General features: G+C 44.3%; 25 protein-coding genes and 1 other RNA gene. 16 read left to right on the plus strand and 10 right to left on the minus strand.

Annotated features, from left to right (window positions below):
* Window positions 1-394 precede the first annotated feature (394 nt).
* Entirely contained in the window at window positions 395-1261 is an 867-nt protein-coding gene (gene mscS / locus AB6D80_RS07010) for a small-conductance mechanosensitive channel MscS (protein WP_102249677.1), read from the plus strand.
* Between the two features lie 114 nt (window positions 1262-1375).
* Here mscS and AB6D80_RS07015 read toward each other — a convergent pair whose 3' ends face one another.
* Entirely contained in the window at window positions 1376-2005 is a 630-nt protein-coding gene (locus AB6D80_RS07015) for a LysE/ArgO family amino acid transporter (protein WP_012604800.1), read from the minus strand.
* Between the two features lie 142 nt (window positions 2006-2147).
* On the opposite strand from AB6D80_RS07015, the gene AB6D80_RS07020 reads away from it, so the two are divergent.
* Entirely contained in the window at window positions 2148-3044 is an 897-nt protein-coding gene (locus AB6D80_RS07020) for a LysR family transcriptional regulator ArgP (RefSeq protein WP_102249679.1), read from the plus strand.
* Between the two features lie 110 nt (window positions 3045-3154).
* A complete protein-coding gene (locus AB6D80_RS07025; RefSeq protein WP_009847667.1) occupies window positions 3155-3868 on the plus strand; it encodes an oxidative stress defense protein in 714 nt (237 codons plus the stop codon).
* Window positions 3869-4143: 275 nt separating this feature from the next.
* Here the strand turns inward: AB6D80_RS07025 and serA are convergent, their stop codons facing one another.
* From serA to zapA, 5 genes are all read right to left on the minus strand, one after another.
* A complete protein-coding gene (gene serA, locus AB6D80_RS07030; protein ID WP_017097288.1) occupies window positions 4144-5373 on the minus strand; it encodes a phosphoglycerate dehydrogenase in 1230 nt (409 codons plus the stop codon).
* A 261-nt stretch (window positions 5374-5634) separates the two neighbouring features.
* A complete protein-coding gene (rpiA, locus tag AB6D80_RS07035) occupies window positions 5635-6291 on the minus strand; it encodes a ribose-5-phosphate isomerase RpiA (RefSeq protein ID WP_009847664.1) in 657 nt (218 codons plus the stop codon).
* A 124-nt stretch (window positions 6292-6415) separates the two neighbouring features.
* Window positions 6416-7015 (minus strand): 5-formyltetrahydrofolate cyclo-ligase, encoded by a 600-nt coding sequence (locus AB6D80_RS07040; RefSeq protein ID WP_371707743.1) that lies wholly within the window; start codon window positions 7013-7015, stop codon window positions 6416-6418.
* 6 nt (window positions 7016-7021) lie between these two features.
* Window positions 7022-7204: non-coding RNA, 6S RNA (gene ssrS / locus AB6D80_RS07045), on the minus strand.
* Window positions 7205-7215: 11 nt separating this feature from the next.
* Window positions 7216-7524: a cell division protein ZapA gene (gene zapA, locus AB6D80_RS07050; RefSeq protein ID WP_004735366.1), complete on the minus strand. Its 309-nt coding sequence runs from the start codon at window positions 7522-7524 to the stop codon at window positions 7216-7218.
* A 307-nt stretch (window positions 7525-7831) separates the two neighbouring features.
* Here zapA and AB6D80_RS07055 point away from each other — a divergent pair, with 307 nt between their 5' ends.
* Genes AB6D80_RS07055 through AB6D80_RS07065 form a run of 3 tightly spaced genes read left to right on the plus strand, consistent with a single transcriptional unit; the run spans window position 7832 to window position 10845 of the window.
* Window positions 7832-8407, plus strand: coding sequence for a YecA family protein (locus AB6D80_RS07055; RefSeq protein WP_004735367.1), 576 nt, complete (start codon window positions 7832-7834; stop codon window positions 8405-8407).
* A 24-nt stretch (window positions 8408-8431) separates the two neighbouring features.
* A complete protein-coding gene (gene ubiH / locus AB6D80_RS07060) occupies window positions 8432-9610 on the plus strand; it encodes a 2-octaprenyl-6-methoxyphenyl hydroxylase (RefSeq protein ID WP_371702882.1) in 1179 nt (392 codons plus the stop codon).
* 11 nt (window positions 9611-9621) lie between these two features.
* Window positions 9622-10845, plus strand: coding sequence for an FAD-dependent 2-octaprenylphenol hydroxylase (locus AB6D80_RS07065; RefSeq protein WP_371702884.1), 1224 nt, complete (start codon window positions 9622-9624; stop codon window positions 10843-10845).
* Between the two features lie 127 nt (window positions 10846-10972).
* Here the strand turns inward: AB6D80_RS07065 and AB6D80_RS07070 are convergent, their stop codons facing one another.
* The 3 genes from AB6D80_RS07070 to ygfZ all read right to left on the minus strand — a co-directional run bounded on the left by AB6D80_RS07070 (window position 10973) and on the right by ygfZ (window position 13180).
* Window positions 10973-11179 (minus strand): DUF1107 domain-containing protein, encoded by a 207-nt coding sequence (locus tag AB6D80_RS07070; RefSeq protein WP_009847660.1) that lies wholly within the window; start codon window positions 11177-11179, stop codon window positions 10973-10975.
* A 563-nt stretch (window positions 11180-11742) separates the two neighbouring features.
* Window positions 11743-12204 (minus strand): aminoacyl-tRNA deacylase, encoded by a 462-nt coding sequence (locus AB6D80_RS07075; RefSeq protein ID WP_009847659.1) that lies wholly within the window; start codon window positions 12202-12204, stop codon window positions 11743-11745.
* A gap of 4 nt (window positions 12205-12208) precedes the next feature.
* Window positions 12209-13180 carry a tRNA-modifying protein YgfZ gene (gene ygfZ / locus AB6D80_RS07080; RefSeq protein ID WP_017100744.1) on the minus strand — a complete coding sequence of 324 codons (972 nt, stop codon included), beginning with the start codon at window positions 13178-13180 and terminating at the stop codon, window positions 12209-12211.
* A gap of 167 nt (window positions 13181-13347) precedes the next feature.
* On the opposite strand from ygfZ, the gene AB6D80_RS07085 reads away from it, so the two are divergent.
* Window positions 13348-13608, plus strand: a complete 261-nt coding sequence (locus AB6D80_RS07085; RefSeq protein WP_004735374.1) for a succinate dehydrogenase assembly factor 2 — start codon at window positions 13348-13350, stop codon at window positions 13606-13608.
* Window positions 13556-13996: a protein YgfX gene (locus AB6D80_RS07090; RefSeq protein ID WP_012604792.1), complete on the plus strand. Its 441-nt coding sequence runs from the start codon at window positions 13556-13558 to the stop codon at window positions 13994-13996. Before AB6D80_RS07085 ends, AB6D80_RS07090 begins: the two co-directional genes overlap by 53 nt.
* 65 nt (window positions 13997-14061) lie before the next feature.
* On the opposite strand, the gene nadB is transcribed toward AB6D80_RS07090, so the two are convergent.
* On the minus strand, window positions 14062-15678 hold the full coding sequence (nadB, locus tag AB6D80_RS07095; protein ID WP_012604791.1) for an L-aspartate oxidase: 1617 nt from the start codon (window positions 15676-15678) through the stop codon (window positions 14062-14064).
* Between the two features lie 389 nt (window positions 15679-16067).
* Here nadB and rpoE point away from each other — a divergent pair, with 389 nt between their 5' ends.
* From rpoE to era, 8 genes are all read left to right on the plus strand, one after another.
* A complete protein-coding gene (gene rpoE, locus AB6D80_RS07100) occupies window positions 16068-16646 on the plus strand; it encodes an RNA polymerase sigma factor RpoE (RefSeq protein WP_004735377.1) in 579 nt (192 codons plus the stop codon).
* A 26-nt stretch (window positions 16647-16672) separates the two neighbouring features.
* Complete coding sequence (locus tag AB6D80_RS07105) at window positions 16673-17296, plus strand: sigma-E factor negative regulatory protein (RefSeq protein ID WP_029223850.1); 624 nt, start codon at window positions 16673-16675, stop codon at window positions 17294-17296.
* On the plus strand, window positions 17293-18255 hold the full coding sequence (gene rseB, locus AB6D80_RS07110; RefSeq protein WP_009847655.1) for a sigma-E factor regulatory protein RseB: 963 nt from the start codon (window positions 17293-17295) through the stop codon (window positions 18253-18255). Before AB6D80_RS07105 ends, rseB begins: the two co-directional genes overlap by 4 nt.
* Window positions 18252-18722, plus strand: coding sequence for a SoxR reducing system RseC family protein (locus tag AB6D80_RS07115; protein WP_009847654.1), 471 nt, complete (start codon window positions 18252-18254; stop codon window positions 18720-18722). Before rseB ends, AB6D80_RS07115 begins: the two co-directional genes overlap by 4 nt.
* 137 nt (window positions 18723-18859) lie before the next feature.
* On the plus strand, window positions 18860-20653 hold the full coding sequence (gene lepA / locus AB6D80_RS07120) for a translation elongation factor 4 (protein WP_009847653.1): 1794 nt from the start codon (window positions 18860-18862) through the stop codon (window positions 20651-20653).
* 245 nt (window positions 20654-20898) lie between these two features.
* A complete protein-coding gene (gene lepB / locus AB6D80_RS07125) occupies window positions 20899-21795 on the plus strand; it encodes a signal peptidase I (protein WP_102249683.1) in 897 nt (298 codons plus the stop codon).
* Window positions 21796-21821: 26 nt separating this feature from the next.
* Complete coding sequence (gene rnc, locus AB6D80_RS07130; protein ID WP_004735383.1) at window positions 21822-22499, plus strand: ribonuclease III; 678 nt, start codon at window positions 21822-21824, stop codon at window positions 22497-22499.
* Window positions 22492-23463, plus strand: a complete 972-nt coding sequence (era, locus tag AB6D80_RS07135) for a GTPase Era (protein ID WP_004735384.1) — start codon at window positions 22492-22494, stop codon at window positions 23461-23463. Before rnc ends, era begins: the two co-directional genes overlap by 8 nt.
* Window positions 23464-23519 lie beyond the last annotated feature (56 nt).

Consider the following 23519-nt stretch of genomic DNA (forward strand, 5'->3'; position numbering starts at 1 on the left):
TTTTAGTAAGACTCGCTACACTGTGCGATCTAAACACCTTAAATGATAGGTGTTGGCTCATTGAGCGGGTTTTTTTATGTCTGATAAAAACTTGTATTAAATATGTGAAAAACCTAGCCTACGGTGAATAAATTTCGTAGTCTTTTAGTTATCGGTATTTGCGTTTATTGGTAAGTTTTATTAATTCAAAAGCTTACATAAATATGACTTTGCAATCGGTCAAAGATAGGATATCGTGCCGAAAAACTGGACCTGGTTCAGTTTATAAAAAGGACTTGGCTTTAATTTACTTTTAACACAGTGACTTAACAGGAGTTAAACTGTTTATTATTGTAAAAGTAAGTTTGGCTTAAGACAGTTTAGCTCATAGCATATTATATAGAGGATGCACATTATGGCTGATAGTTCGACAGCGCTTGAGACTCCAATTGTGGATGGTTTATCTCAGGCCGAGCAGTGGTTAACAAATAATTCAGATCTATTTATCCAATACGGTGTAAACATTATCTCTGCACTGATAATTCTATTTATTGGTAACTTGATTGTTAAAGCAGTCGCGAATAGCGTATCTAAGGTTCTTGAGAAGAAGAAGATGGACCGAGCTGTTGTGGAATTTATCCACGGTTTAGTTCGTTACTTATTGTTTGTTATTGTTCTTATCGCTGCACTTGGTCGTTTAGGCGTTCAAACTGCATCTGTAGTTGCTGTTATTGGTGCAGCTGGTTTAGCCGTTGGTCTTGCGCTGCAAGGCTCACTATCTAACTTTGCAGCGGGTGTACTTATCGTTGCATTCCGTCCATTCAAGTCTGGTGACTACGTGGAAATTGGTGGTGTAGCGGGTTCAGTTGATTCAATTCAGATCTTCCAAACTGTTTTAACAACACCAGACAACAAAATGGTTGTAGTGCCTAACGGAAGCGTTATCGGTAGCCCAATCACTAACTATTCTCGTCATGCGACGCGCCGTATTGACCTAATAATTGGTGTTTCTTACAACGCTGATCTTCAGAAGACAAAAGCGCTACTGACTAAGATCTGTGAATCTGATGAGCGCGTATTGAAAGATCCAGGTGTTCAAGTAGGTGTTCACACGCTAGCTGATTCTTCAGTTAATTTTGTTGTTCGTCCATGGGTTAGCACAGCTGACTACTGGAATGTTTATTTCGACCTTATGCAAGCTATCAAAGAAGGCTTGGATAACGAAGGTATCGAAATCCCATTCCCGCAAATGGATGTACACATGAATAAAGTTGAAGCTTAATTTCTAGTTAGTTTTTATAGCTATTAGCTTCTATAAGGAAAGGCGGATAACTTAGGTTATTCGCCTTTTTTGTTGGATGAGTAAAGTTTGTTTGATGACTAAAGAAGAATAGGTTTACCCGTATTGCTCAATGAGTCCATTGGCGAGCACAAGTGCAATAGCGAACATCATGGTTGCTACTGCGATATCGATGCCTTTCTTAACTTTAGGTTTCGATAGCGTTGGACCTAGCTTTGCTGCGCCCAATGATAGGGAATAAAACCACACGAATGAAGCTAAGATAGTCCCCATCGCAAACGCAACTCTGTCGTTGCCTTCAAATTGCCCACCAATAGATCCAAGAATCACCACGGTATCCAAATAGAGGTGTGGGTTTAATACTGTTACAGCTAATGCACCCAAAATAACGGTGCGTTTGCCACGAGCTAATACCTCACCTTTTGATTCATCACTGGTGCGCGTTTTGAATGCACTGCGCAGTGATAGCAAACCATATACCGTTAGAAAAGCGATACCGCCCAATGTCACAGAGGTAAGCAGCAATTCATTTTGAGACAGAATTGCTCCGCCACCAAAAATACCCAATGAGATAAACAGGGTATCGAGCAGGCTACAAATCGTTGCAGTCGTTAAATGATGATTGCGTTTTATGCCTTGATTTAGGACGTACGCATTTTGTGCGCCTATCGGGATTATCATACTTGCCCCTAGACCAAAACCTTGCAATAAAACCCAAAAACTCATTTTAACCTCCACTTAATTAACGATATTTGCGTGCTATGTGGCGAAGATACTCCGACCCTTTAAATAAGTATAATTAATGATTTTAATCCATTATTAGAGTTGCTAATGTGGTGTTGGGTTAGCTTAAAAAGGAAGCAAATTGATGCGTGGATTGGATTATAAATGGATTGAAGCACTGGATGCCGTTGTGAAACAACGTAGCTTTGAGAGGGCCGCTGAGCAGTTATACATCTCCCAATCAGCGGTGTCCCAACGTATCAAACAGCTAGAAAAGTGGTTAGCCCAGCCTGCGCTGGTGAGAGAAAACCCACCAAGGCCTACACCAGCAGGAAAAAAGCTGTTGGGTTTGTATCGTCGTGTTCGCTTGTTAGAGCACGAGCTTGTGCCTGAGTTAATGAATGAAGAGGGTACTCAACCACTATCTATATCCATAGCCACCAACGCTGATAGTTTGGCGACATGGTTGTTACCTGCACTGTCGGATGTGATGAAGTCTCGTCAAGTCGAGTTGAACCTCGCGATTCATGGTGAGTCTAGAACCATTGAAAAAATAAAAAGCGGTGAGGTTGCCGGCGCGATCAGTTTAGAACCTCAAGCGATTCCTGGGTGCAGTGCAGACTACCTCGGTAGGATGGATTATGTGTGTGTGGCGAGCCCTGAGTTTCATCAGCGTTACTTTTCAGAGGGCGTAAACTACGCCACCTTAAGCAAAGCGCCTGCGGTTTCCTATGATCAATACGATGATCTGCATAAGAAATTTCTACATGATCATTTCAATGTACCCAGAGACAGTGTGATCAATCATACGGTCGGCAGTTCAGAAGCATTTGTGCGCTTGGCATTATCGGGTGTTGCCTATTGCTTGATTCCTCGATTGCAGATTATCGAGGAACTAGAGTCTGGTGCTTTGATTGATATTACCCCTGGTTTTCTGCTGTCTTATCGCATCTATTGGCACCATTGGCAGCTTGAGAGTGGGGTGCTAAAAGAGGTATCCCAAGCGATATTAAGTTTTGCTCACAATCATTTACCTCAGTAAGTTGTTGGTTTTTTCAGCGTCAAAGTTCTGTTAGATGTGCACAATCAGGATTGGCTAAACGATAAATTACTCTATGATGGAAGGACATTTGTTTAGCATAGGTCTACCTAATGAAGTTTGTACCAAAGATGTTAGCAACGTCTCTTACTCTTACGGCTGCGTTGAGTGCTGTGAGCTTTCCATCACTGGCTGACTCTCCATCCTTTCCGCATATTTCAACAACAGGTTATGGTGAAGTCATCGCGACACCGGATATGGCGACATTCTCAGTGAGAGTGGTAGAGTCAACGATGACGGCTGAACAGGCTAAAAGTACTGTTGATAAAGTGGTAACGGGCTTTCTAAATAAGCTGCACCAAGCCGGCGTAGATGAGGCGAGCGTACACAGCTCTAATCTGTACCTATCTCCTCAGTACCATTATCCCAAAGATGGCAAACCAGAATTGGTTGGCTACCGCGCTTCACGTAATGTGAGCGTTCAAGTGAATGAGCTCGCTAATCTCAATGAGTACATGGATATTGCAATAGGACAGGGTATTAACCAGATCGATAATATCCAACTGCAAGTTCGTGACCAAGCCAAGTATCAAGAGCAAGCACGCTTAGAAGCGATCAAAGATGCGACATCAAAAGCTAAATCATTAGCGAGTGGTTTTGAGCGTGAGCTCGGTGATGTTTGGCGTGTTGATTACAACGCACAATCTTCTCAGCCTGTGCTAATGCGTTCAATGGCGATGGATGCAAGAACAGAATCGAACTCTTATGAAGACTCAACGATCACCATTCGTGATCGTGTCAATGTGATCTATCAGATCGAAGAGTAACAGCAGCGTTATAGAAGGTTTTGGATCATGATGATCTAATACCAATCGTAGTAAATAACTGTTCTCCCTAGCTTGTTAAAATGCTCAATAACTGCGTTGGAATTTTTTATTGTAGAATAACTACTTATCGAAAAATGCCGCCTTGTTCTCAAGCCTTTTTCCTACGCTATTTTTGATCACTTACTTACTGTGATTGGTATAATTACCTACGATAGGCCAAATACTAGAAAGGCTCTCATGATGAGAGCCTTTTTTGTGCATTTTGAATGCGATGATTAGTGAAGAAGACGAGCACGGATTGTGCCTTCGATCTCTTTCAGTTTAAGCAGTGCTTCTTCAGAGCGATCGGCTTCTACATCGATAACAACATAACCCATATCTGCTGCAGTCTGTAGGTACTGACCCGCGATGTTGATCCCTTCTTCTGCGAAGATGGTGTTGATCTGAGTAAGAATACCTGGACGGTTCTCATGGATGTGTAGCAAACGAGAAGTACCTGTATGCAATGGCAGTGAAACCTCAGGGAAGTTAACACTTGATAGCGTAGAGCCATTATCAGAGTACTTAGCAAGCTTACCAGCAACTTCTACACCGATGTTCTCTTGTGCTTCCTGTGTTGAACCACCCACGTGAGGGGTAAGAATCACGTTATCGAACTGCATTAATGGAGACTCAAACGGGTCTGCATTGGTTTTTGGTTCTGTTGGGAAAACATCAATAGCCGCACCAGAAAGGTGACCAGAATCCAGAGCGCCACACAGAGCAGGGATGTCAACTACCGTGCCACGAGCTGCATTGATAAAGATAGAGCCAGGCTTCATACGCTCGAACTCTTCTTTACCCATCATGTCTTTAGTTTCATTGGTTTCAGGTACGTGTAAAGAGATCACGTCACACTTGTTCAGCAACTCGGTCATAGTATGAACTTGAGTGGCATTACCTAGAGACAGCTTGTTTTCGATATCGTAAAAGTAAACACGCATACCAAGGTTTTCAGCAATAATACCCAGCTGAGTGCCGATGTGACCGTAGCCAATAATACCTAAACGCTTACCACGAGCTTCGTAAGAGTTGTCTGCACTCTTTTTCCAGATACCACGGTGAGCAAGAGCATTCTTCTCTGGGATACCGCGAAGCAGTAATAGAACCTGACCTAGAACGAGTTCGGCAACACTTCGAGTGTTGGAGAACGGTGCATTGAAAACAGGGATACCGCGCTTTGCTGCTGCTTGAAGGTTGACTTGGTTAGTACCAATACAGAAACAACCGACAGCAACCAGCTTTTCAGCCGCATCAATAACTTCTTGGGAGATGTTGGTGCGAGAACGGATACCAATGAAGTGAGCATCTTTAACTGCTTCAAGAAGTTCATCTTCAGGTAGTGAGCCTTTGTGGTACTCAATGTTTGTGTAACCAGCGGCTTGCAGTACTTCTACAGAAGAAGGGTGAAGACCTTCTAGAAGTAGAATTTTTATTTTTTCTTTTTCCAGTGAAACTTTGGCCATTGTTCTCGTCCTTAAAATGGAAAGGTTGGGCAAATGCGGCGCACGTGCTACAAAATGGCTGAAAGGGGAACAAATTCACCACTTTGTTAGGAGACAAACGTTTTCCCTGTGCGTCTTCTGAACAATAAAGTAACAAAAAAAAAATGTTTTGGGTAAGAAAATTACGGAATAAGACATAATTTTACAGCAATAAAGCAAAAAAAACGGCGCCCTAGGGCACCGTCTGTAATGAAGTAACAGAAAAACTCAATCTTCTATTATTTATTCTTCGATTTTTGCACCTTCAGGCGTGCCAGTGATAACTACATCAGCACCACGGTGAGCGAACAGACCAACCGTTACCACACCAGCGATACCATTGATGATATCTTCTAGCTGTTTTGGGTTTTCGATCGCCATGCCGTACACATCTAGGATCACGTTGCCGTTATCGGTTGTGCAGCCTTCGCGGTAAACTGGGTCACCACCAAGTTTTACGAGTTCACGTGCTACGTATGAACGCGCCATTGGGATAACTTCAACAGGCAGTGGGAATTTACCCAACACATCAACTGCTTTGGTACCATCAACGATACAAATAAACTTATCAGAGATAGCTGCTACGATTTTTTCACGAGTCAAAGCAGCGCCGCCGCCTTTGATCATATCGCGAGAACCGTTAATCTCGTCAGCGCCATCAACATAGATGTCTAGCTTGAATACGTCGTTGCATTCGAATACTTTGATTTCTAGCGCTTCTAGTTTTTCAGTAGAGGCTACAGAGCTTGAAACCGCACCCTTGATTTTGTCTTTCATTGTGCCAAGTGCGTCGATGAAGTGATTTACTGTTGAGCCAGTACCTACACCTACAATGCTGCCTTCTTCAACATATTGAAGTGCTGCCCAGCCCGCTGCTTTTTTCATTTCATCTTGAGTCATGCCATTCTCCTGAATAAGGTCTTGCGCTTTGAATTGATCGTTTGCGTAATGATGAAGTTAACGTTTAGATATTGGGGTAACGTTTGGATATCGAGGTTAACGTTTGCGGCGCGATTATAGCGCTTTAATGGTTGTTTTCCCATTGCCAAGTTTTACTCGGAGTCACGATTTTAGGTAACGGAATGTCCCAACCTTCAACTGGTAAGCGATCGACATGTTGGCAATCGTGAGCAAGGCCAATAGGTGTTGCGCCATTGCCCGTCTCGAACCATCGAGCCAAGGTGCGATCGTAATATCCACCGCCCATGCCTAAGCGATGCCCCTGAGAGTCAAAGCCCACCAATGGTGTGAGAATAAGATCGAGTTGTTGGCATGGTTTGACGAGTAATTGATTGAGCTGAGGTTCAACGATTCCGTACTTATTCAAAACCGTCGGTGTACTTGGCGAGTAGTGCAGAAACAGCAGGTGTCCGGCCGAGAAGGGGTGCAATACTGGTAAATAAGTTTGCTTACCTTGCGCCCATAACCATTCAATTAAAGGCTGGGTATCGAGTTCGCCATCGATGGATATATAGAGTGCAATATGCTGAGCAGATTGAACTTCATTAAGCTGAGCACACTGCTGGACTAAATCTAAACCGGATTGAGTTTGTTGTTCGCTAGATAGGGAGTTACGTTTGATGCGGATCTGTTTGCGAAATTCGCTGCGTGTGAGCGTCTTCATAAGAAGGGATACCCCAAAGTGCCGTTGAGAATAGATGGCCCTTGAACCAGCGAGTTCAAGGCGGATCAGCAATGATTACCGTAGGCTTCTCGGCGGACCGAGCATGCTCAATAGCACTCAAGTACTAACCCTTAGGGATTGCTTATCGGCTCGGGGACGTGAATCCTCTGACAAACACTCCAGGGTAAATTTTGTGTACGCTATTGCTGTCCGTGCTTAACTTTACTGAGGACATCTGAAAGTGATGTCGTGAGCTGTTCCATTCGCTCGGTCAGTGCGTTTTGTTCATCATTTGCTTCAAACTTCTTGGTTTGTAATTCATAGCAAATGTTCAGAGCTGCGATCGTTAGCAGCTTCACTTCATTGGTTACCTTAGTACGTTCAGCCATCTCTTTCAATCGATTATCAAGATCGGCCGCCGCTGCAATCAATGACTCTTCTTGCCCTGGGGGACAATTCACTCGAGTCAGTTTTCCTAATATTTCAACGTCTACCGCTTGATTACTCATGATGGATGAACTCTTTAACGCACTATTTAAGGCTGTTGCTCTTTATCATTTTTTGAGAAAGAAAAAGTGCAAGTACCGATGAGGAAGCAATCTCCTCTGAGGGAGAAACTATAGGTAAACCGCTATTAAGATTCAAGCTTTTCAGAGTGACTGTTTGTAAATGAGAGCTTGAGCACACAGTAATTCAGCAAATTGAACAATTGGTAGTCAGTCGTCCTTCAATTGCTCAGGATCGACGCTTACCAGAATTGGGGTGAAGTGGTACGATTATACTATCGATATAAAGAATAACTGAGCGAGCTATCTGATGAGCGAAACTACTTTACCTGACTACCTAACGGTTGCGACTGAACTTCAATCGGCAAGCCTAGCCGTAAACCCTGCTGAGATGCATGGTTTATTAACGGGTATGTTGAGCGGAGGCTTAAACCTAGCAGATAAAAGCTGGCAACCACTTATCTTTGATTACACCAATGAAGGCATGGGGTGGCCAGATCGCGCATTAACGTTAGCGGAAGCTACATTAAAGGTGACGACCAGCGAAATCACAGGTTCAGGCATGGAACTGTCTATGTTGCTGCCTGATGAAGACGCAAGCGCAAGCTTGTTTGATTTGGCTGATGGTGTGTCAGATTGGATCAACCACTTTATTTCTGGTTTAGGCTTGGTTGGCGCTCAATTGAATAAAGCGTCTGACGGTACCAAAGAAGCATTAGCTGATCTTGAAGAGATGGCAAAGCTAGGCATTGACGAAGACGATGATATGGAAGAGCAAGCGCAGCTTCTAGAGCACGTTATTGAACACGTAAAAGCGTGTGCACTAACGATTCATGCTGAATTCGGTGCTCGCCCATCTGAAGATGCAGCTCCAACCATTCATTAATCCGCTTGTCGGTTTGAGGTTATAATGGCTCAGTATGATGTTGTAATTGCTGGTGGCGCAATGGCGGGGGCGACCTTAGCCCTTGCTCTGAATCACCTCAGTCAAGGTTCTCTATCGATCGCGGTAGTAGAGCCTTATCAGGTTGATCATCAAGCTCACCCAGGCTTTGATTCTCGTTCGATTGCTTTGTCTTATGGCACGGTGCAGATCCTCGACTCTTTGCAGTTGTGGCAATCTATCGCTCCCGTAGCAACCCCGATCAAAGATATTCATGTATCAGATCGAGGTCATGCTGGGATGACAGACATCTACAGTGAAGATCTTGCTGTTGATGCGCTTGGCTATGTGGTGGAGTTGGCGGATGTGGGGCGAATCTATCAGCAGAAGCTTGAATCAGAAGCTGCAATTACGATGCTTTGCCCTGAGTCTGTTAGAACCGTTGAACGTAATGAATCGTTAACGACGATTGAGCTGACAAGTGGGCAGACAGTAAGCACTAAGTTATTGGTTGCAGCTGACGGTGCTATCTCAACCTGTTGTCAGCAACTGAATATCCCATTGAGCGAACATGACTTTGAACAAGTCGCTGTGATTGCCAATATTGTTGCTAGTGAGCCCCATCAAGGTCGAGCCTTTGAGCGTTTTACTCATCATGGGCCAGTTGCTCTGTTACCGATGAGCGACAACCGTTTATCGCTAGTTTGGTGTTTGTCACCGGAACAAGCACAAAAAGTGGTGGCCTTAAACGACAACGAATTTCTTGAGCAGTTACAGAATGACTTCGGTTGGCGACTTGGCCGACTAGAGAAAGTGGGTAAGCGTGCGAGCTACCCACTGATTCTTCGCCACCGACAGCAAAATATCTCTCATCGATTTGCCATTGTTGGCAATGCTGCTCAAACACTTCACCCTATTGCGGGGCAAGGTTTTAATCTTGGCATTCGTGATGTGGCTTCCTTGGCGGAAGAATTATGTACTCAATTGGATGATGTAGGTCGTTACACAGGTCTTGTTAACTTTAGAAAGCGCAGAGAACAAGACAGAGACATGACGATTACGTTGACTTCAAGCCTAGTTCATCTGTTCTCAAACGATTTTTTGACCGCTCGTATTGGGCGAAACCTTGGGTTAGCCGTAATTGATAACCTCCCACCACTTAAAGGTCCACTTTTGCGTCATACGCTTGGCCTAGTAGAAAGATAAGGTAATAAATAATGATGCAAAGTGTTGATATCGCGATTGTTGGCGGTGGCATGGTTGGCCTAGCGCTTGCGGCTGCACTGAAAGACAGCGATCTAAGAATTGCGGTCATTGAAGGCAGAGCGCCTAACGAAGGGCTTAGCGAATTGCCTGATGTGCGTGTGTCGGCATTGAGCCGCTCGAGTGAAGTGATTCTTCGCAATCTAGGCGCATGGCAAGGTATCGAACAAAGACGTGCTGCGCCCTACCAAGCGATGGAAGTGTGGGAACAAGACAGCTTTGCTCGCATTGAGTTTGACTCAACACGCTTAGCACAGCCTAACCTAGGCCATATTGTAGAAAACCGCGTAATCCAATTAGCGCTGCTTGATCAGGTTAAGAAGCAAGATAACGTCAGCCTATACATGCCTGCAACGTGTAAAACGATGGCGATTGGTGAGAGCGAAGCATGGCTAACGTTAGACAACGGCCAAGCGCTGACAGCAAAGTTAGTTGTTGGAGCTGACGGTGCAAACTCTTGGGTTCGCAAGCAACAAGATATCCCATTAACTCATTGGGATTACGGCCACAGTGCGATTGTCGCGAACATCAAAACCTCAGAGCAGCACCATAGCGTTGCTCGTCAAATATTTACACCGCAAGGGCCGTTGGCGTTCCTGCCAATTCAACCAACGAATATGAGCTCGATAGTTTGGTCTACGGAGCCTAATCGTGCCGAGAAGCTTGTATCAATGTCGGATGCTGATTTTAATAAGCAGCTAACGGCAGAGTTCGACTCAAAGCTTGGATTATGCGAAGTGGTTGGTGACCGTTTTGCCTTCCCACTGCGCATGCGTTATGCACGTGACTTTGCTGTAGAGCGTGTCGCTTTGGTGGGTGATGCTGCTCATACTATTCACCCATTAGCAGGGCAAGGTGTGAACCTTGGTCTATTAGACGCAGCAAGCTTAGCGCAAGAGCTGTTAACGCTATGGGCTTCTGGTGAGGATATTGGCACCAAGCGCAACCTTCGTGGCTATGAGCGCTGGAGAAAAGCTGAGGCGGCGAAAATGATTGCTTCAATGCAGGGCTTTAAAGATCTGTTTGAAGGCGATAATCCGGCTAAGAAGCTAATTCGTGGTATCGGTATGAAGCTTGCTGGTCAATTACCGGGTGCGAAAGATGAGATAATGAAGCGAGCGCTGGGGTTGTCGGGCAATCTTCCGGATTTAGCTAAGCGCCCCGTAGCACACCGGTAGTCGCGTGAGATGGATTGCTGTTGATGGTCAGTAGCTAAAGTTGATAGCAATTGACGACATCAAGAACACGAAAAAAGGGTTGGCATAATGCCAACCCTTTTTGTTTTTAATTCTTTAGACTATCAGATCATGCGTACGCGCAGCGCAGTTTCATGATTTCACTATTTATTTCTTTCACGGTTTGGAAGTGACGCTTCTCTGCTCGGTCTGGTAGTACGAGTTTACCGTTATCAAACTCAAATTTACCTACGCCGTAAATGTAGATTCGTCCTTTGAAAAGTCGACTTACATGTTTAGCAATCATACTCGGTGTATAGCGCTTAAACAGTCTCATTTTTAATTATCCTTATATTTACCTAGCCTGCATATTATAGAAAAACTCCGAGATAATTATTGTGATAAGCATGGAGTAATATGCAGTAGAGTTGACGTTAATTAGATATTTGTGCTGTTCTAAGCACTTTCTTCAGTAAATATCTATTTTTACGTGAGCTCCTCCCCAAAATAGTACTGAGTAGTGAACTGCTACGAACTTTCCTGTCCGGTATTAAGCAGTGCTAATGTTACAAGTATAAGAATAGGCGGGATTTTTTTGTTTGTGTAATCAAATTGTAAATTTTGAACAAAAAAAAAGCCCGTCTAAAACGGGCGAATAGTCACAGATGCATTACACAAAAGTGGATACTGATGTTACTCAGTGGATTCACTTGTACTGATTTGCTTAAAGGCTAGTCAGTAAAATTACAATAACGCAAATTCAACCTTGTGACTACTTATGCTTTTATTTTGAGTAACTATTTAGGGTGGGTGTGTTTTTCTTATGACGAAGTTCACACTAAAAATGTACTCAATGAAATATTGAAATGAAGTTTGCGAAGCATGATCTGTTCGAAACGTTCATCGACTGATGTCAGCGACGATCGGTGCACATAGTGCTATGAGATCATTGGGATCCAACGCAACGCCAGCCATTCGATCACCCGAGCTAATGGTAACGGTCGAGTTGCTCTGAATGGAAGGATCAAAAATGATCGGCATGTATCTCTTTAGAGCAATAGGCCCAACACATCCAGCTTTAAAGCCGGTGATGGCTTCAACATCAGCGAGTGATACGCAGGTCATTCGACGGCAATTCAGTACCGAGCGTACTTTCTTTGGATCGATAGAGCGATCGCCAGGAGTACAGGCCAACGCATACTGGTTTCCCATATCCTTAAGCAGGATGCACTTGACCATTTGAGAGGCATTAATACCTCGTTCTTGCGCTGTCTCTTCGATGCTGGTGGTTGGCTTGCTTTGCACCAACAGGCGATAGTCCACCTGCTGTTGATCTAACCATTGTGTAATCAGTGTTTCCACGTGGCTACTCTTCGTCAAGGCTGTAAGGCAGTGGCAGAATGTTCCATATTTGCTCAGGTTGCGCAGTCAATCGAAGCTGAACATCGTCATCAAGGTTGTTTGGCAACACCATCAAACCAATCGCCTGATTATCAGCAAATTGATAGACGTTTAATAGTCGGCCTGCACCGCGCCAGTTCTCACCTACGCTGCGCTCTAGTTCAATCGTATTCTCTAGAGACAATACATCTGAACTCGTTCCTGAAACAATGCGCATTTCACGCTTGTTCATGCCACGGTATTTAGCACGAGCAACTGTTTCTTGACCTGTGTAACAGCCTTTTGAAAAGCTGATACCGCCAATCGCTTGCAGGTTGAGTGCTTGAGGGATGTGTTCGTTTTGCTCTGCTTTCGATAGGTTCGGCTGAGCATCAAGAATTTCATGATACTGCCAAAGCGCTTCTGATACTTTTTCTGCAGTGCTGCTTGATACCAAGGCTTCTGCTGCTTCTTGCGTAACAAGTAGAGCCCAGCGGTTGTCAGAGACTTGAACAGCGGTGCCACCAGAGATTACACGCACTTTACCTTGGCTTTCTGAAATTGAGTCAATGTATTGATCAGCTGACGCGCCCATGACACCGATAACAACGTCAGACGTTTGCTCAATATCAACCTTAGAGAATACGGCGTATTTTTTAATTTCAACTAACTCGATTTCAATCGCAGACTTAGGCTGCATAAGAGCGTAGCCACCATTGTGGTGGAACAAACGAAAGATACTCCAAACCTTTCCTTTCGCATCACAATGCGCGCCTAACGTGGATTCATCATTAGGAAGAGTGACGACATCGCACGTTACTTGACCTTGCAGGTACGACTTTTTGTCATCGCCTATCATGGTGATTGCACTCCAGTCTGACACGTGTGTCATCATCAGATCTGGAAGCGATTCATTTTGCGTATGAGCGAGCGGCTGAAATGTGTTTTTCCAATCCATTTTATCTTTCCTAAGAATTTTATTTGGCTCTATGTTAATCCGGTTCTGTTTCTTTGTCAGCTTAGGTTTTTTTGTGAGCTTAGATAGGGACTGTGACTCACATAGTAGTTGCAGAGCGTATGACTTGTTACACTCCGAGAAAGAAAAATTATAGGTGAGGATAGCCAATGTACACTGCAGAGCAGAAAGCACGAATTAAATGGGGTTGCCGTCGTGGCATGTTGGAACTTGACGTAGTTATCATGCCATTTTTCGAAGAGTGTTTTGATTCATTGCAAGAGCAGGAGCAGCGTGAGTTTGTTTCTCTATTAGAGTGTGATGACCCAGACCTGTTTACTTGGGTAATGGGACACGGACGCAGTGAAAACCTAGGCCATGCTTCAATGGTTGATAAAATTGTCGCGCATAACCTCAGCAAGGTTCGTTAAGCTTCAGCTTAACCCTTCGTATTCCGCATTATTTGCAAAAGGCACTGTTTTTGGGTGCCTTTTGTTTTTCATCGTTTTCTCTTCTATTCCACTCGCTGTTGCCCTCTATTGTTTAGCTTTAGTGTTCAGTTTGTTTAAAGCCAATCATGTAATCTTGAATACAGCACATGGGTGCTTTGACTATAAAGAAGATGGCGAGATCCGACTCAATGAACAAGCCTACACACTTAAGTCCGTTGATAAGATTTGGGCGCAGTTCTTCGTTAAATTGCAGTTTGAGTGCGGATATTCAGTCTTGTTGTGGCGAGATAGTTGCAATGAACGTGAATATCGACACTTCTTGGCGCATTTACAACGAGTCCGTTTGATAAACGAAAGCATTGGATAAACAAGAACCAAAGATAAAAGAAAGGGAGCGCTAGGCTCCCTGTCGTCTTTTTCCATGACCAAAAATTAAGACTGGTTTTTCTCTGGTGTCAGAATGGTTGGGCCGCTGTCTTCAGCAAGTTCTGGGTAATCCAGCGTGTAGTGTAGGCCGCGGCTCTCTTTACGTTGCATTGCACAGCGAACCATCAACTCAGCCACTTGTAGTAAGTTACGCAGTTCTAATAGGTTATTTGAAACCTTAAAGTAGCTGTAGTACTCATGAGTTTCCTGCTGCAACATCTGAATGCGGCGCATTGCACGTTCAAGGCGTTTGTCCGTTCGAACAATACCCATGTAATCCCACATGAACAGTCTTAGCTCGTGCCAGTTGTGTTGAATGATCACTTCTTCATCACTGTTGGTGACTTGGCTTTCATCCCATGCCGGAAGTTCAGCGCACAGTTGAGATTGGTCGATGTTTTCAACGATATCTTTTGCGGCTGCCCACGCGTATACCACACACTCAAGCAGTGAGTTTGAAGCCATACGGTTTGCACCGTGCAAGCCGGTATAACTCACTTCGCCAATTGCATATAGGTTAGTTAAGTCGGTTTGACCTTGCTTATTCACCATGACACCACCACAAGTGTAGTGAGCTGCCGGTACGATTGGAATCGGTTCTTTGGTCATATCAATCCCCAAATCCATCAAGCGAGTATGGATCATTGGGAAATGCGTCGTGATGAATTCTTCAGGTTTGTGGCTGATATCAACATACATGCAGTCAGCACCTAAGCGCTTCATTTCAAAGTCAATCGCACGAGCAACCACATCGCGTGGAGCCAATTCACCGCGCTCATCGAAGTCCTTCATAAAGCGAGAGCCATCTGGGCGACGCAAATAGGCACCTTCACCACGCAATGCTTCCGTTAGTAGGAAGTTACGCGCTTCTGGGTGGAATAAGCAAGTCGGGTGGAACTGGTTGAACTCAAGGTTTGCCACACGACAACCCGCACGCCAAGCGATAGCAATACCATCACCTGAAGAGACATCTGGGTTAGAGGTGTATTGGTAAACCTTTGAAGCGCCGCCTGTTGCTAATACAACAAATTTAGCGCGCACGGTTTCAACGTGTTCTTGGTTACGGTTCCAAATATAGGCACCGATAACCTTGTCTTTCGAACCTCCTATCTTATCTTCGGTGATTAAATCCAGCGCATTGTGACGCTCGAAGATCTCGATGTTTGGGTGATTCTTGACGTTATCTTGCAGTGAGGTTTGCATCGCCATGCCAGTTGCATCGGCAGCGTGCAGAATTCTGCGGTGACTGTGGCCGCCCTCACGAGTGAGGTGATACTTTGGTTGGCCTTCTGTGCTGTTCTCATCTTTATCAAATGGAACACCACCATCAATCAGCCATTGCACACACTCTTTAGCATTTTCAGCAATGAATTGAACTGTATCTTCTTCGCATAACCCAGCCCCAGCAATTTGAGTATCTTCTACATGAGACTCAATACTGTCCGATTCATCGAACACCGCCGCAATACCACCTTGTGCGTAATACGTCGATCCTTCGCTGCGTGGTCCTTTGCTTAATACAATTACTTTTGCATGTTCTGCTACGCGTAAGGCTAATGACAAGCCTGCCGCACCACTTCCTACCACTAATACATCACACTGATGTTCACGGTTTGCGTTCATAAAACTTATTAAATCCCGGGCTATAGTCGAGTTGTCCATGCTCAATTGACTTCGTCTTGTTTTAGGAGTTTGGGTAAGACTGTTATAATCTTTCCCTAGTCATCCTAAAACACGACACAAAATCAATATATAGACAGCTATCTAGAAATATTTAATTGCTCAATACCATTGCTTTTGCTCAAGTTTCCCCAAATTGATAGGGATAACTATTTTTATTACATCACATTGTGAAACAATAATGGCAAATAATTTTAGGAAAGTTGGAACTTTCGGTATTTGGCTTAGTCACAATAGTGCTCTTGTAGACGGTGGTGTCAATACTACATTTCGCATAATTAGTACCCATATCTGTGAAGGTAAGGGTTATAACAATAGGAGTACCCGCTCGAATGAACGAGCAGCTAACCGATCAAGTGTTGATTGAGCGAGTTCAGAGTGGAGATAAGCAGGCATTTAACTTATTAGTGGTTAAGTATCAAAACAAAGTTTGTAATCTTATCTCTCGATACGTGAATAATTCCGGTGATGTACCTGATGTAGCACAAGAAGCTTTTATTAAAGCTTACCGCGCGATACCTAACTTTCGTGGTGAGAGTGCTTTCTATACATGGTTGTACCGAATTGCCGTGAACACCGCTAAAAATCATATTGTTGCCCAGAGCCGCAGGCCGCCAGCAACAGATGTCGATGCAGAAGATGCAGAATATTACGAAACAGGCAGCGCGTTAAAAGAAATATCGAACCCTGAGAACTTAACGCTGTCAAACGAATTGAAACAAGTTGTTTTTGGAGCGATTGAAGCGCTACCCGAAGACTTAAAAACTGCAATGACGTTGCGTGAGCTCGAAGGTTTGAGCTACGAAGAGATTGCAGAAGTAATGGATTGCCCTGTAGGAACCGTACGTTCGCGTATTTTCCGAGCTCGTGAAGCGGTAGAAAAGAAAATTAAACCTCTTTTACAACGCTAGAACTTGTAATAATTATGGTGAAAATAATGGCTGATAAAGAAAAGCTTTCGGCACTCATGGATGGTGAAACGATCGATAAAGCTCTCATAGTAGATCTCGAATCTGATCAAGAAAGCATGGATACCTGGCAGAGTTACCATTTAATTGGTGATGTTATGCGTGGGGATGCGCCAGAAACTCCAGAGTGGAACATTGCTAACAGTGTAGCGGCAGCGCTTGATGATGAGCCTGCACATGGTTCAATGTCGAACCTGCACCAAGTGAATGTTGAACCTATTGTTGCTCCGATAGAAGAGCAGCCTAAACCTCAGCAAGCGAAGCGTCAGCTTCCTGCGTGGTTACAACAGTTTGGACAAGTTGCCGTGGCAGCGTGTGTTTCATTAGCAGTTGTATTAGGTGTTCAGCAATACGGCGGCAGCGATCCCGCAGCTCCAGAGCAGTTGCCTGTACTCCAGACGATTCCATTTGCAGGTTCTGCGGAACCAGTAAGCTTAACACGTGACTCTGTTGAGAGACCTGCATCTGAAGCTAACATGCAAGAGCAACGCAAACGCGTTCATGCATTGTTAGAAGATTATGAGCTACAACTAAGATTAAACAGTGATGCATCGCCAATGGAAGATGCACACCTAGAATCGGATATTGAATGAAGAAAATCCTGGTCAGTGCACTGACACTGTTCAGCTTGATGTCTCCAACAGCCTTTGCAGAGGAAACCACTGCAAAGGCCTTGTTACATCAAATGAACGAGGCCAGTCAGCATCTAAATTACGAACTCTCCTACATATTGATAAAGAAGAGCAGTATTGAACCTCTGCTTTATCGTCATGCAGTTAACGACGACCAACAACTTGCACACCTTGTTTATCTAAGCGGCCCTGTTCGTGAGGTTATTCGACGTGGCAATGAAGTTAGCTACATCGAACCGGGTACAGAGCCATTTACTATTCAGTCTGGCAGCATGGTTGCACCTGTCATTCCGATGATTAATCGAGATATCGATTCTCTCAACCAATACTACGATTTTGTAAAAGTTGGGCGTTCTCGTGAGGCGGGCAGTACCACGCAAGTATTACGCGTTGTGCCGAAAGACGGCCTTCGATACTCTTATGTGGTTTGGGTAGATGAGAAAACCAACCTTCCTTTGCGTGCCGATCTTTTGGATCGTGATGGCGAAGTGCTTGAGCAGTACCGCACTATCTCTTATGTCGTGAACGATAAAATTGCAGAAGCAATGGGCGGTTTGAATCAAGCTAAATTGCCGAAGGTTTTGTCATTGCCAGAAGGCTTGGTGAGCGAGACCGACTGGCAGGCCTCGTGGGTGCCAGAAGGATTTAAATCGAAAGAACTCAGCCGTTACCAAATGGCTGCGACCGAAAAAATGGTTGAAAGCCAGCTTTTCAGTGATGGATTATTTAGCTTTTCGGTTTATATCGCCGATAAAGACGAACATTCATTGAAAGGACAGCTGGTACGCCAAGGGCGAAGAACCTTGCACAGCTTAGTGATTGGCGACAAAGAAATCTCTGTGGTTGGTGATATTCCGCCAGCAACGGCCAAGCGTATCGCTCAATCCGTCACGTTCAATAAACCGGCACCAGCGCAATGATGACTGCGTTGGCGACCGTTAGCTCAGTCGAACAAAAAGGTAAGCAATATTTTGTTCAACTGAGCTGCGAACAACAAACCAGTTGCAGCAGTTGCTCATCTCAAAAAAGCTGCGGAACGGGTATTGTGACCAAGGCTGTTGGCAATAAATCCTTGTTTTGGCAGCTTAAAACCCAAAGCCTAGTCAAAGCAGGCCAGATCGTAGAAATTGGCTTTCCAGAAAAAAGCCTACTTCAGTCTGCGGCTATTGTTTATCTTATCCCGCTTTTCATGTTGATGGTTGGTGCTGGTTTTGGACAACTCTTGTTACAACCCTTACTCCAAGGGGGCGAGGGCATTGTTATCTTAACTGCAGCGCTGTTTACTGCTGGTGGTATTGGTTTGGCGAAGCGCTTAGCTAAACCAATGGAAGACAAATCCAAGCAAGAAGTTGTCTTGATTAGAATCCTAGGCAAGTCTCTCATCTAATTTATGATGCTTATTGCCCTTAAATTGGGTAGAATCTGCCAACTTGATTGAAATGCCGCCACCAATGCTGACTGTAGATTGGACGCGTTGCGGCTTTCTTATTATCCCTATTCAAAGAGTTTAGTCACACCAAGCCTATGAAGCACATTCGTAATTTTTCGATTATCGCCCACATCGACCACGGTAAGTCGACCCTTTCTGACCGCTTAATCCAAGTTTGTGGAGGGTTAAGTGAACGTGAGATGGCAGCTCAAGTCCTCGATTCTATGGATATAGAACGCGAGCGTGGTATTACAATTAAAGCGCAGAGTGTGACTTTAGATTACAAAGCTAAAGATGGTGAAACTTACCAACTTAACTTTATCGATACCCCTGGACACGTAGACTTCTCTTACGAAGTATCTCGCTCTCTAGCCGCTTGTGAAGGCGCGCTTCTTGTAGTGGATGCCGGCCAAGGTGTTGAAGCTCAAACTCTAGCAAACTGTTACACCGCGATCGAAATGGAACTGGAAGTAGTGCCAATCTTGAACAAGATTGACTTACCTGCAGCTGAACCTGAACGAGTTGCTGAAGAAATCGAAGAGATCGTTGGTATCGATGCGATGGAAGCGACGCGTTGTTCTGCAAAAACCGGTATCGGTGTTGATGACGTTCTTGAAAACATCGTAACGGCTATCCCGCCACCGGAAGGTGATCCAGAAGCGCCACTACAAGCTCTGATCATTGACTCTTGGTTCGATAACTACTTAGGCGTTGTTTCTTTGGTTCGTATCAAGAACGGTAAGCTGAAGAAGAACGACAAGATTAAAGTAATGTCGACAGACCAAGTTTGGGGTGTTGACCGTCTAGGTATCTTCACACCTAAGCAAATCGACACAACTGAGCTAAATACTGGCGAAGTTGGCTGGGTTGTTTGTGGTATTAAAGACATCCTTGGCGCACCTGTTGGTGATACGTTGACGCTTGCAAAAGGCGGCAGCACAGAACGTCTACCTGGTTTCCAAAAAGTGAAGCCTCAGGTATACGCAGGTCTATTCCCAGTATCGTCTGATGACTACGAAAACTTCCGTGACGCACTAGGCAAACTAAGCCTGAACGATGCATCACTATTTTACGAACCAGAAAGTTCAGCAGCACTTGGCTTTGGTTTCCGTTGTGGCTTCTTAGGAATGCTTCACATGGAGATCATCCAAGAGCGTTTAGAGCGTGAATACGACCTAGACCTAATCACAACGGCACCAACCGTAGTGTACGAAGTTGTAAAAACGGATGGCACAATTCTCTATGTTGATAGCCCGGCTAAACTGCCTGCTATTAATGACTTAGAAGAAATTCGTGAACCGATTGCTCGCTGTAATATTCTGGTACCTTCGGATTACCTAGGCAACGTGATCACACTGTGTGTTGAGAAGCGTGGCGTGCAAGTCGACATGGTTTATCACGGTAACCAAGTTGCTGTGACGTACGATCTTCCAATGGCTGAGGTGGTTCTAGACTTCTTCGACCGTCTGAAGTCAACGTCTCGCGGGTACGCATCATTGGATTACAACTTCCAACGTTACGAAGCATCAAACATGGTACGTGTAGATGTATTGTTGAATGGTGAAACGGTTGATGCACTGGCGATCATTACACACAAAGATATTGCCCAGTCTCGTGGTCGTCTACTGGTTGAGAAGATGAAAGAATTCATCCCTCGCCAGATGTTTGATATCGCGATTCAAGCCGCGATTGGTAACCACATTATTGCTCGTTCTACAGTGAAACAACTGCGTAAGAACGTAATCGCAAAATGTTACGGTGGTGATATCAGTCGTAAGAAGAAACTTCTTAAGAAACAAAAAGAAGGTAAGAAGCGTATGAAGCAGATCGGTAACGTTGAACTGCCTCAAGAAGCATTCTTAGCAATTCTTCATGTTGGCAAAGACTAGGTATCAATCGCACTAACTATCTGCTGAACATTACTGGTTAAAATCGTTTATTTCTTTGTTGCAAAGATTGCAATTAGGCCCACTAGTCACTGCACTTTGCGCCTCGAACTAAACGATTTTTCCTGCGTAATCTCCCCAGCATTTAGTCAGCATGATTGATACGGATTAGAAATATTAAGCAGAGTGAAAGGGTTATACTCTTTCACTTTCGTTATTTTTAAAGAAATGAAATTTAAGGGATATCAATGGCTAATACATTTTCGCTTATCTTAGTGATCGTAACTCTAGTGACTGGCATTGTATGGGCGTTGGAAAAGTTTGTGTGGGCGAAGAAGCGCCAACAAAAACTGGCTGACGTTGAAGCACAGTCGAATGGCCTAGACGCTGCAACCAGCGCAAAAGTTACGGCTCAGCCTTGGTGGGTTGAGAACAGTGTGTCCATTTTCCCTGTAATTGCATTTGTTTTGGTTTTGCGTTCATTTATTTATGAACCGTTTCAAATTCCATCTGGCTCGATGATGCCAACACTATTGGTTGGTGATTTCATCTTGGTAGAAAAGTACGCTTATGGTCTAAAAGATCCTGTATGGCGCACTCAACTGGTAGAAACAGGCAAACCAGAACGTGGTGATTCAATCGTATTCAAATACCCACCTCAGCCGAATATCGACTACATCAAGCGTGTTATTGGTATGCCGGGTGATACCATTCGCTACAGCAGCAATAAAGAAATCTGCATTCAAGCGAAGGGTGGCAGTAACTGTAAACCAGTGAAGTTGAGTAACGTTGAAGAAAGCCAATTTATTCAAGATGGTGTGCCTCTAATTCAGTTGAATGAACAACTGGGTGACGTGGAGCACCAAATCTTAGTTAACCCATTACGCCGTGATCGTGTGCAAGCATATCAACCTCGCAATGGTGTTAACGAGTGGATCGTTCCAGAAGGCCAATACTTTGTTATGGGTGATAACCGTGACAACAGTGCTGACAGCCGTTACTGGGGCTTTGTCCCTGAAGCAAACCTTGTTGGTAAGGCCGTTGCTATTTGGATCAGCTTCGAATTCGAACGTGGTTCAGACAGTGTACTTCCAACATGGATTCCTACTGGTGTGCGTTTTAATCGCATCGGTGGGATTCATTAATCGATCACATAACACATCGAGAGAGCATGAATTCTCCAATTGATAAACTAGAGAGAAAGATTGGCTATCAGTTTAATGATGCCGATCTTATCCATTTGGCGCTGACTCACCGCAGTGCCGCAGGTAAACATAACGAACGTCTTGAGTTTCTGGGCGATTCAATTTTAAGTTTTGTTATCGCTGATGATCTTTACCACCGTTTCCCTAAGGTAAACGAAGGTGATATGAGCCGCATGCGCGCAACATTAGTACGTGGTCATACATTGGCAGAACTAGGTCGTGAATTCGAACTAGGAGATTACTTAAAATTAGGTCCAGGTGAGTTGAAGAGTGGCGGTTTCCGTCGTGATTCTATTCTAGCGGATGCGGTTGAAGCGATCATCGGTGCTGTCTATTTAGATAGTGATACCGAGGTTGTTCGCCGTATTATTTTAAGCTGGTACCAATCTCGCCTAGAGTCTATTCAGCCTGGTGTATCTCAAAAAGATCCAAAAACTCGCTTACAAGAGTTTTTACAAGGTCGAAGAAATCCCCTACCTGTCTACACTGTGACTAATATTAAAGGTGAAGCACACAACCAAGAGTTTACGGTTGAGTGTGAAGTGGCAGGTGTGGATAAACCTGTTATCGGTAAAGGCACTAGCCGCCGCAAGGCAGAACAAGCGGCTGCTGAAACAGCATTAGAGCAACTAAGCAATGTCTGATAACAATCAAGATTTCGATATCGATGCATTCTTTTCATCTGATAGCAAAAAAACGGGCCTACCGGAAAACCAACACTGTGGCTTCATCGCTATCGTGGGTCGACCAAACGTAGGTAAATCGACGCTTCTGAACCATATTTTGGGTCAGAAAATCTCGATCACATCACGTAAACCTCAGACGACACGCCACCGTATTATGGGCGTAGAAACTGAAGGCGATTACCAAGCGATCTACGTTGATACTCCTGGACTTCATATTGAAGAAAAGCGTGCAATTAACCGTTTGATGAACCGTGCGGCGAACAGCTCACTGAGCGATGTGAATCTAGTATTCTTCCTTGTTGACGGTACTCACTGGACTGACGACGATGAAATGGTACTGAATAAGCTGAGAAAAACAGATTTCCCAGTTGTCCTTTGTATTAACAAAGTAGATAACGTTCAAGACCGTACAGACGTGATGCAACATATGATGGAAGTGTCTAAGAAGATGGACTTCCTTGATGTTGTGCCAATCTCAGCGAAGCAAGGTAAGAATATCGATGTACTGCGTAAGCACGTTCGTAATTCTTTACCAAAAGCGACGCACCACTTCCCTGAAGAGTACGTAACGGATCGCTCACAGCGCTTTATGGCCTCTGAAATCATCCGTGAAAAACTGATGCGATTCACAGGCGAAGAGCTACCTTACTCAGTAACGGTTGAGATCGAGCGTTTTGATTACAACCCAGATAACGATGGTTTCCACATCAATGCTTTGATTCTTGTTGAACGTACTGGTCAGAAGAAGATGGTAATTGGTAAAGCGGGCGAGAAGATCAAAACGATTGGTCGTGAAGCTCGTATCGACATGGAAGAACTGTTCGGTCGTAAGGTTTACCTAGAGACTTGGGTTAAAGTTAAGTCTGGTTGGGCTGACGATGAGCGTGCACTTCGCTCGTTAGGCTACATCGACGATCTATAATATATTGAACGTCACTTTCTGATATTAAGAAAGTTGAATTGAATATAAATACAAGA

The organism is Vibrio sp. 10N.247.310.17, from assembly GCF_041466605.1.
GTDB lineage: Bacteria > Pseudomonadota > Gammaproteobacteria > Enterobacterales > Vibrionaceae > Vibrio > Vibrio tasmaniensis_A.

What these genes read in the sequence shown, in the direction of transcription:
- AB6D80_RS07020 (WP_102249679.1), top strand. Translation starts at nt 2,148, where the DNA reads ATGCGTGGATTGGATTATAAATGGATTGAAGCACTGGATGCCGTTGTG.
- rseB (WP_009847655.1), top strand. Translation starts at nt 17,293, where the DNA reads ATGAAGAAAATCCTGGTCAGTGCACTGACACTGTTCAGCTTGATGTCT.
- mscS (WP_102249677.1), top strand. Translation starts at nt 395, where the DNA reads ATGGCTGATAGTTCGACAGCGCTTGAGACTCCAATTGTGGATGGTTTA.
- era (WP_004735384.1), top strand. Translation starts at nt 22,492, where the DNA reads ATGTCTGATAACAATCAAGATTTCGATATCGATGCATTCTTTTCATCT.
- AB6D80_RS07040 (WP_371707743.1), bottom strand. Translation starts at nt 7,015, where the DNA reads ATGAAGACGCTCACACGCAGCGAATTTCGCAAACAGATCCGCATCAAA.
- AB6D80_RS07085 (WP_004735374.1), top strand. Translation starts at nt 13,348, where the DNA reads ATGTACACTGCAGAGCAGAAAGCACGAATTAAATGGGGTTGCCGTCGT.
- rnc (WP_004735383.1), top strand. Translation starts at nt 21,822, where the DNA reads ATGAATTCTCCAATTGATAAACTAGAGAGAAAGATTGGCTATCAGTTT.
- zapA (WP_004735366.1), bottom strand. Translation starts at nt 7,524, where the DNA reads ATGAGTAATCAAGCGGTAGACGTTGAAATATTAGGAAAACTGACTCGA.
- AB6D80_RS07015 (WP_012604800.1), bottom strand. Translation starts at nt 2,005, where the DNA reads ATGAGTTTTTGGGTTTTATTGCAAGGTTTTGGTCTAGGGGCAAGTATG.
- AB6D80_RS07115 (WP_009847654.1), top strand. Translation starts at nt 18,252, where the DNA reads ATGATGACTGCGTTGGCGACCGTTAGCTCAGTCGAACAAAAAGGTAAG.
- rpoE (WP_004735377.1), top strand. Translation starts at nt 16,068, where the DNA reads ATGAACGAGCAGCTAACCGATCAAGTGTTGATTGAGCGAGTTCAGAGT.
- ygfZ (WP_017100744.1), bottom strand. Translation starts at nt 13,180, where the DNA reads ATGGATTGGAAAAACACATTTCAGCCGCTCGCTCATACGCAAAATGAA.
- nadB (WP_012604791.1), bottom strand. Translation starts at nt 15,678, where the DNA reads ATGAACGCAAACCGTGAACATCAGTGTGATGTATTAGTGGTAGGAAGT.
- AB6D80_RS07055 (WP_004735367.1), top strand. Translation starts at nt 7,832, where the DNA reads ATGAGCGAAACTACTTTACCTGACTACCTAACGGTTGCGACTGAACTT.
- lepB (WP_102249683.1), top strand. Translation starts at nt 20,899, where the DNA reads ATGGCTAATACATTTTCGCTTATCTTAGTGATCGTAACTCTAGTGACT.
- AB6D80_RS07105 (WP_029223850.1), top strand. Translation starts at nt 16,673, where the DNA reads ATGGCTGATAAAGAAAAGCTTTCGGCACTCATGGATGGTGAAACGATC.
- AB6D80_RS07065 (WP_371702884.1), top strand. Translation starts at nt 9,622, where the DNA reads ATGATGCAAAGTGTTGATATCGCGATTGTTGGCGGTGGCATGGTTGGC.
- AB6D80_RS07090 (WP_012604792.1), top strand. Translation starts at nt 13,556, where the DNA reads ATGCTTCAATGGTTGATAAAATTGTCGCGCATAACCTCAGCAAGGTTC.
- ubiH (WP_371702882.1), top strand. Translation starts at nt 8,432, where the DNA reads ATGGCTCAGTATGATGTTGTAATTGCTGGTGGCGCAATGGCGGGGGCG.
- serA (WP_017097288.1), bottom strand. Translation starts at nt 5,373, where the DNA reads ATGGCCAAAGTTTCACTGGAAAAAGAAAAAATAAAAATTCTACTTCTA.
- AB6D80_RS07025 (WP_009847667.1), top strand. Translation starts at nt 3,155, where the DNA reads ATGAAGTTTGTACCAAAGATGTTAGCAACGTCTCTTACTCTTACGGCT.
- AB6D80_RS07070 (WP_009847660.1), bottom strand. Translation starts at nt 11,179, where the DNA reads ATGAGACTGTTTAAGCGCTATACACCGAGTATGATTGCTAAACATGTA.
- rpiA (WP_009847664.1), bottom strand. Translation starts at nt 6,291, where the DNA reads ATGACTCAAGATGAAATGAAAAAAGCAGCGGGCTGGGCAGCACTTCAA.
- lepA (WP_009847653.1), top strand. Translation starts at nt 18,860, where the DNA reads ATGAAGCACATTCGTAATTTTTCGATTATCGCCCACATCGACCACGGT.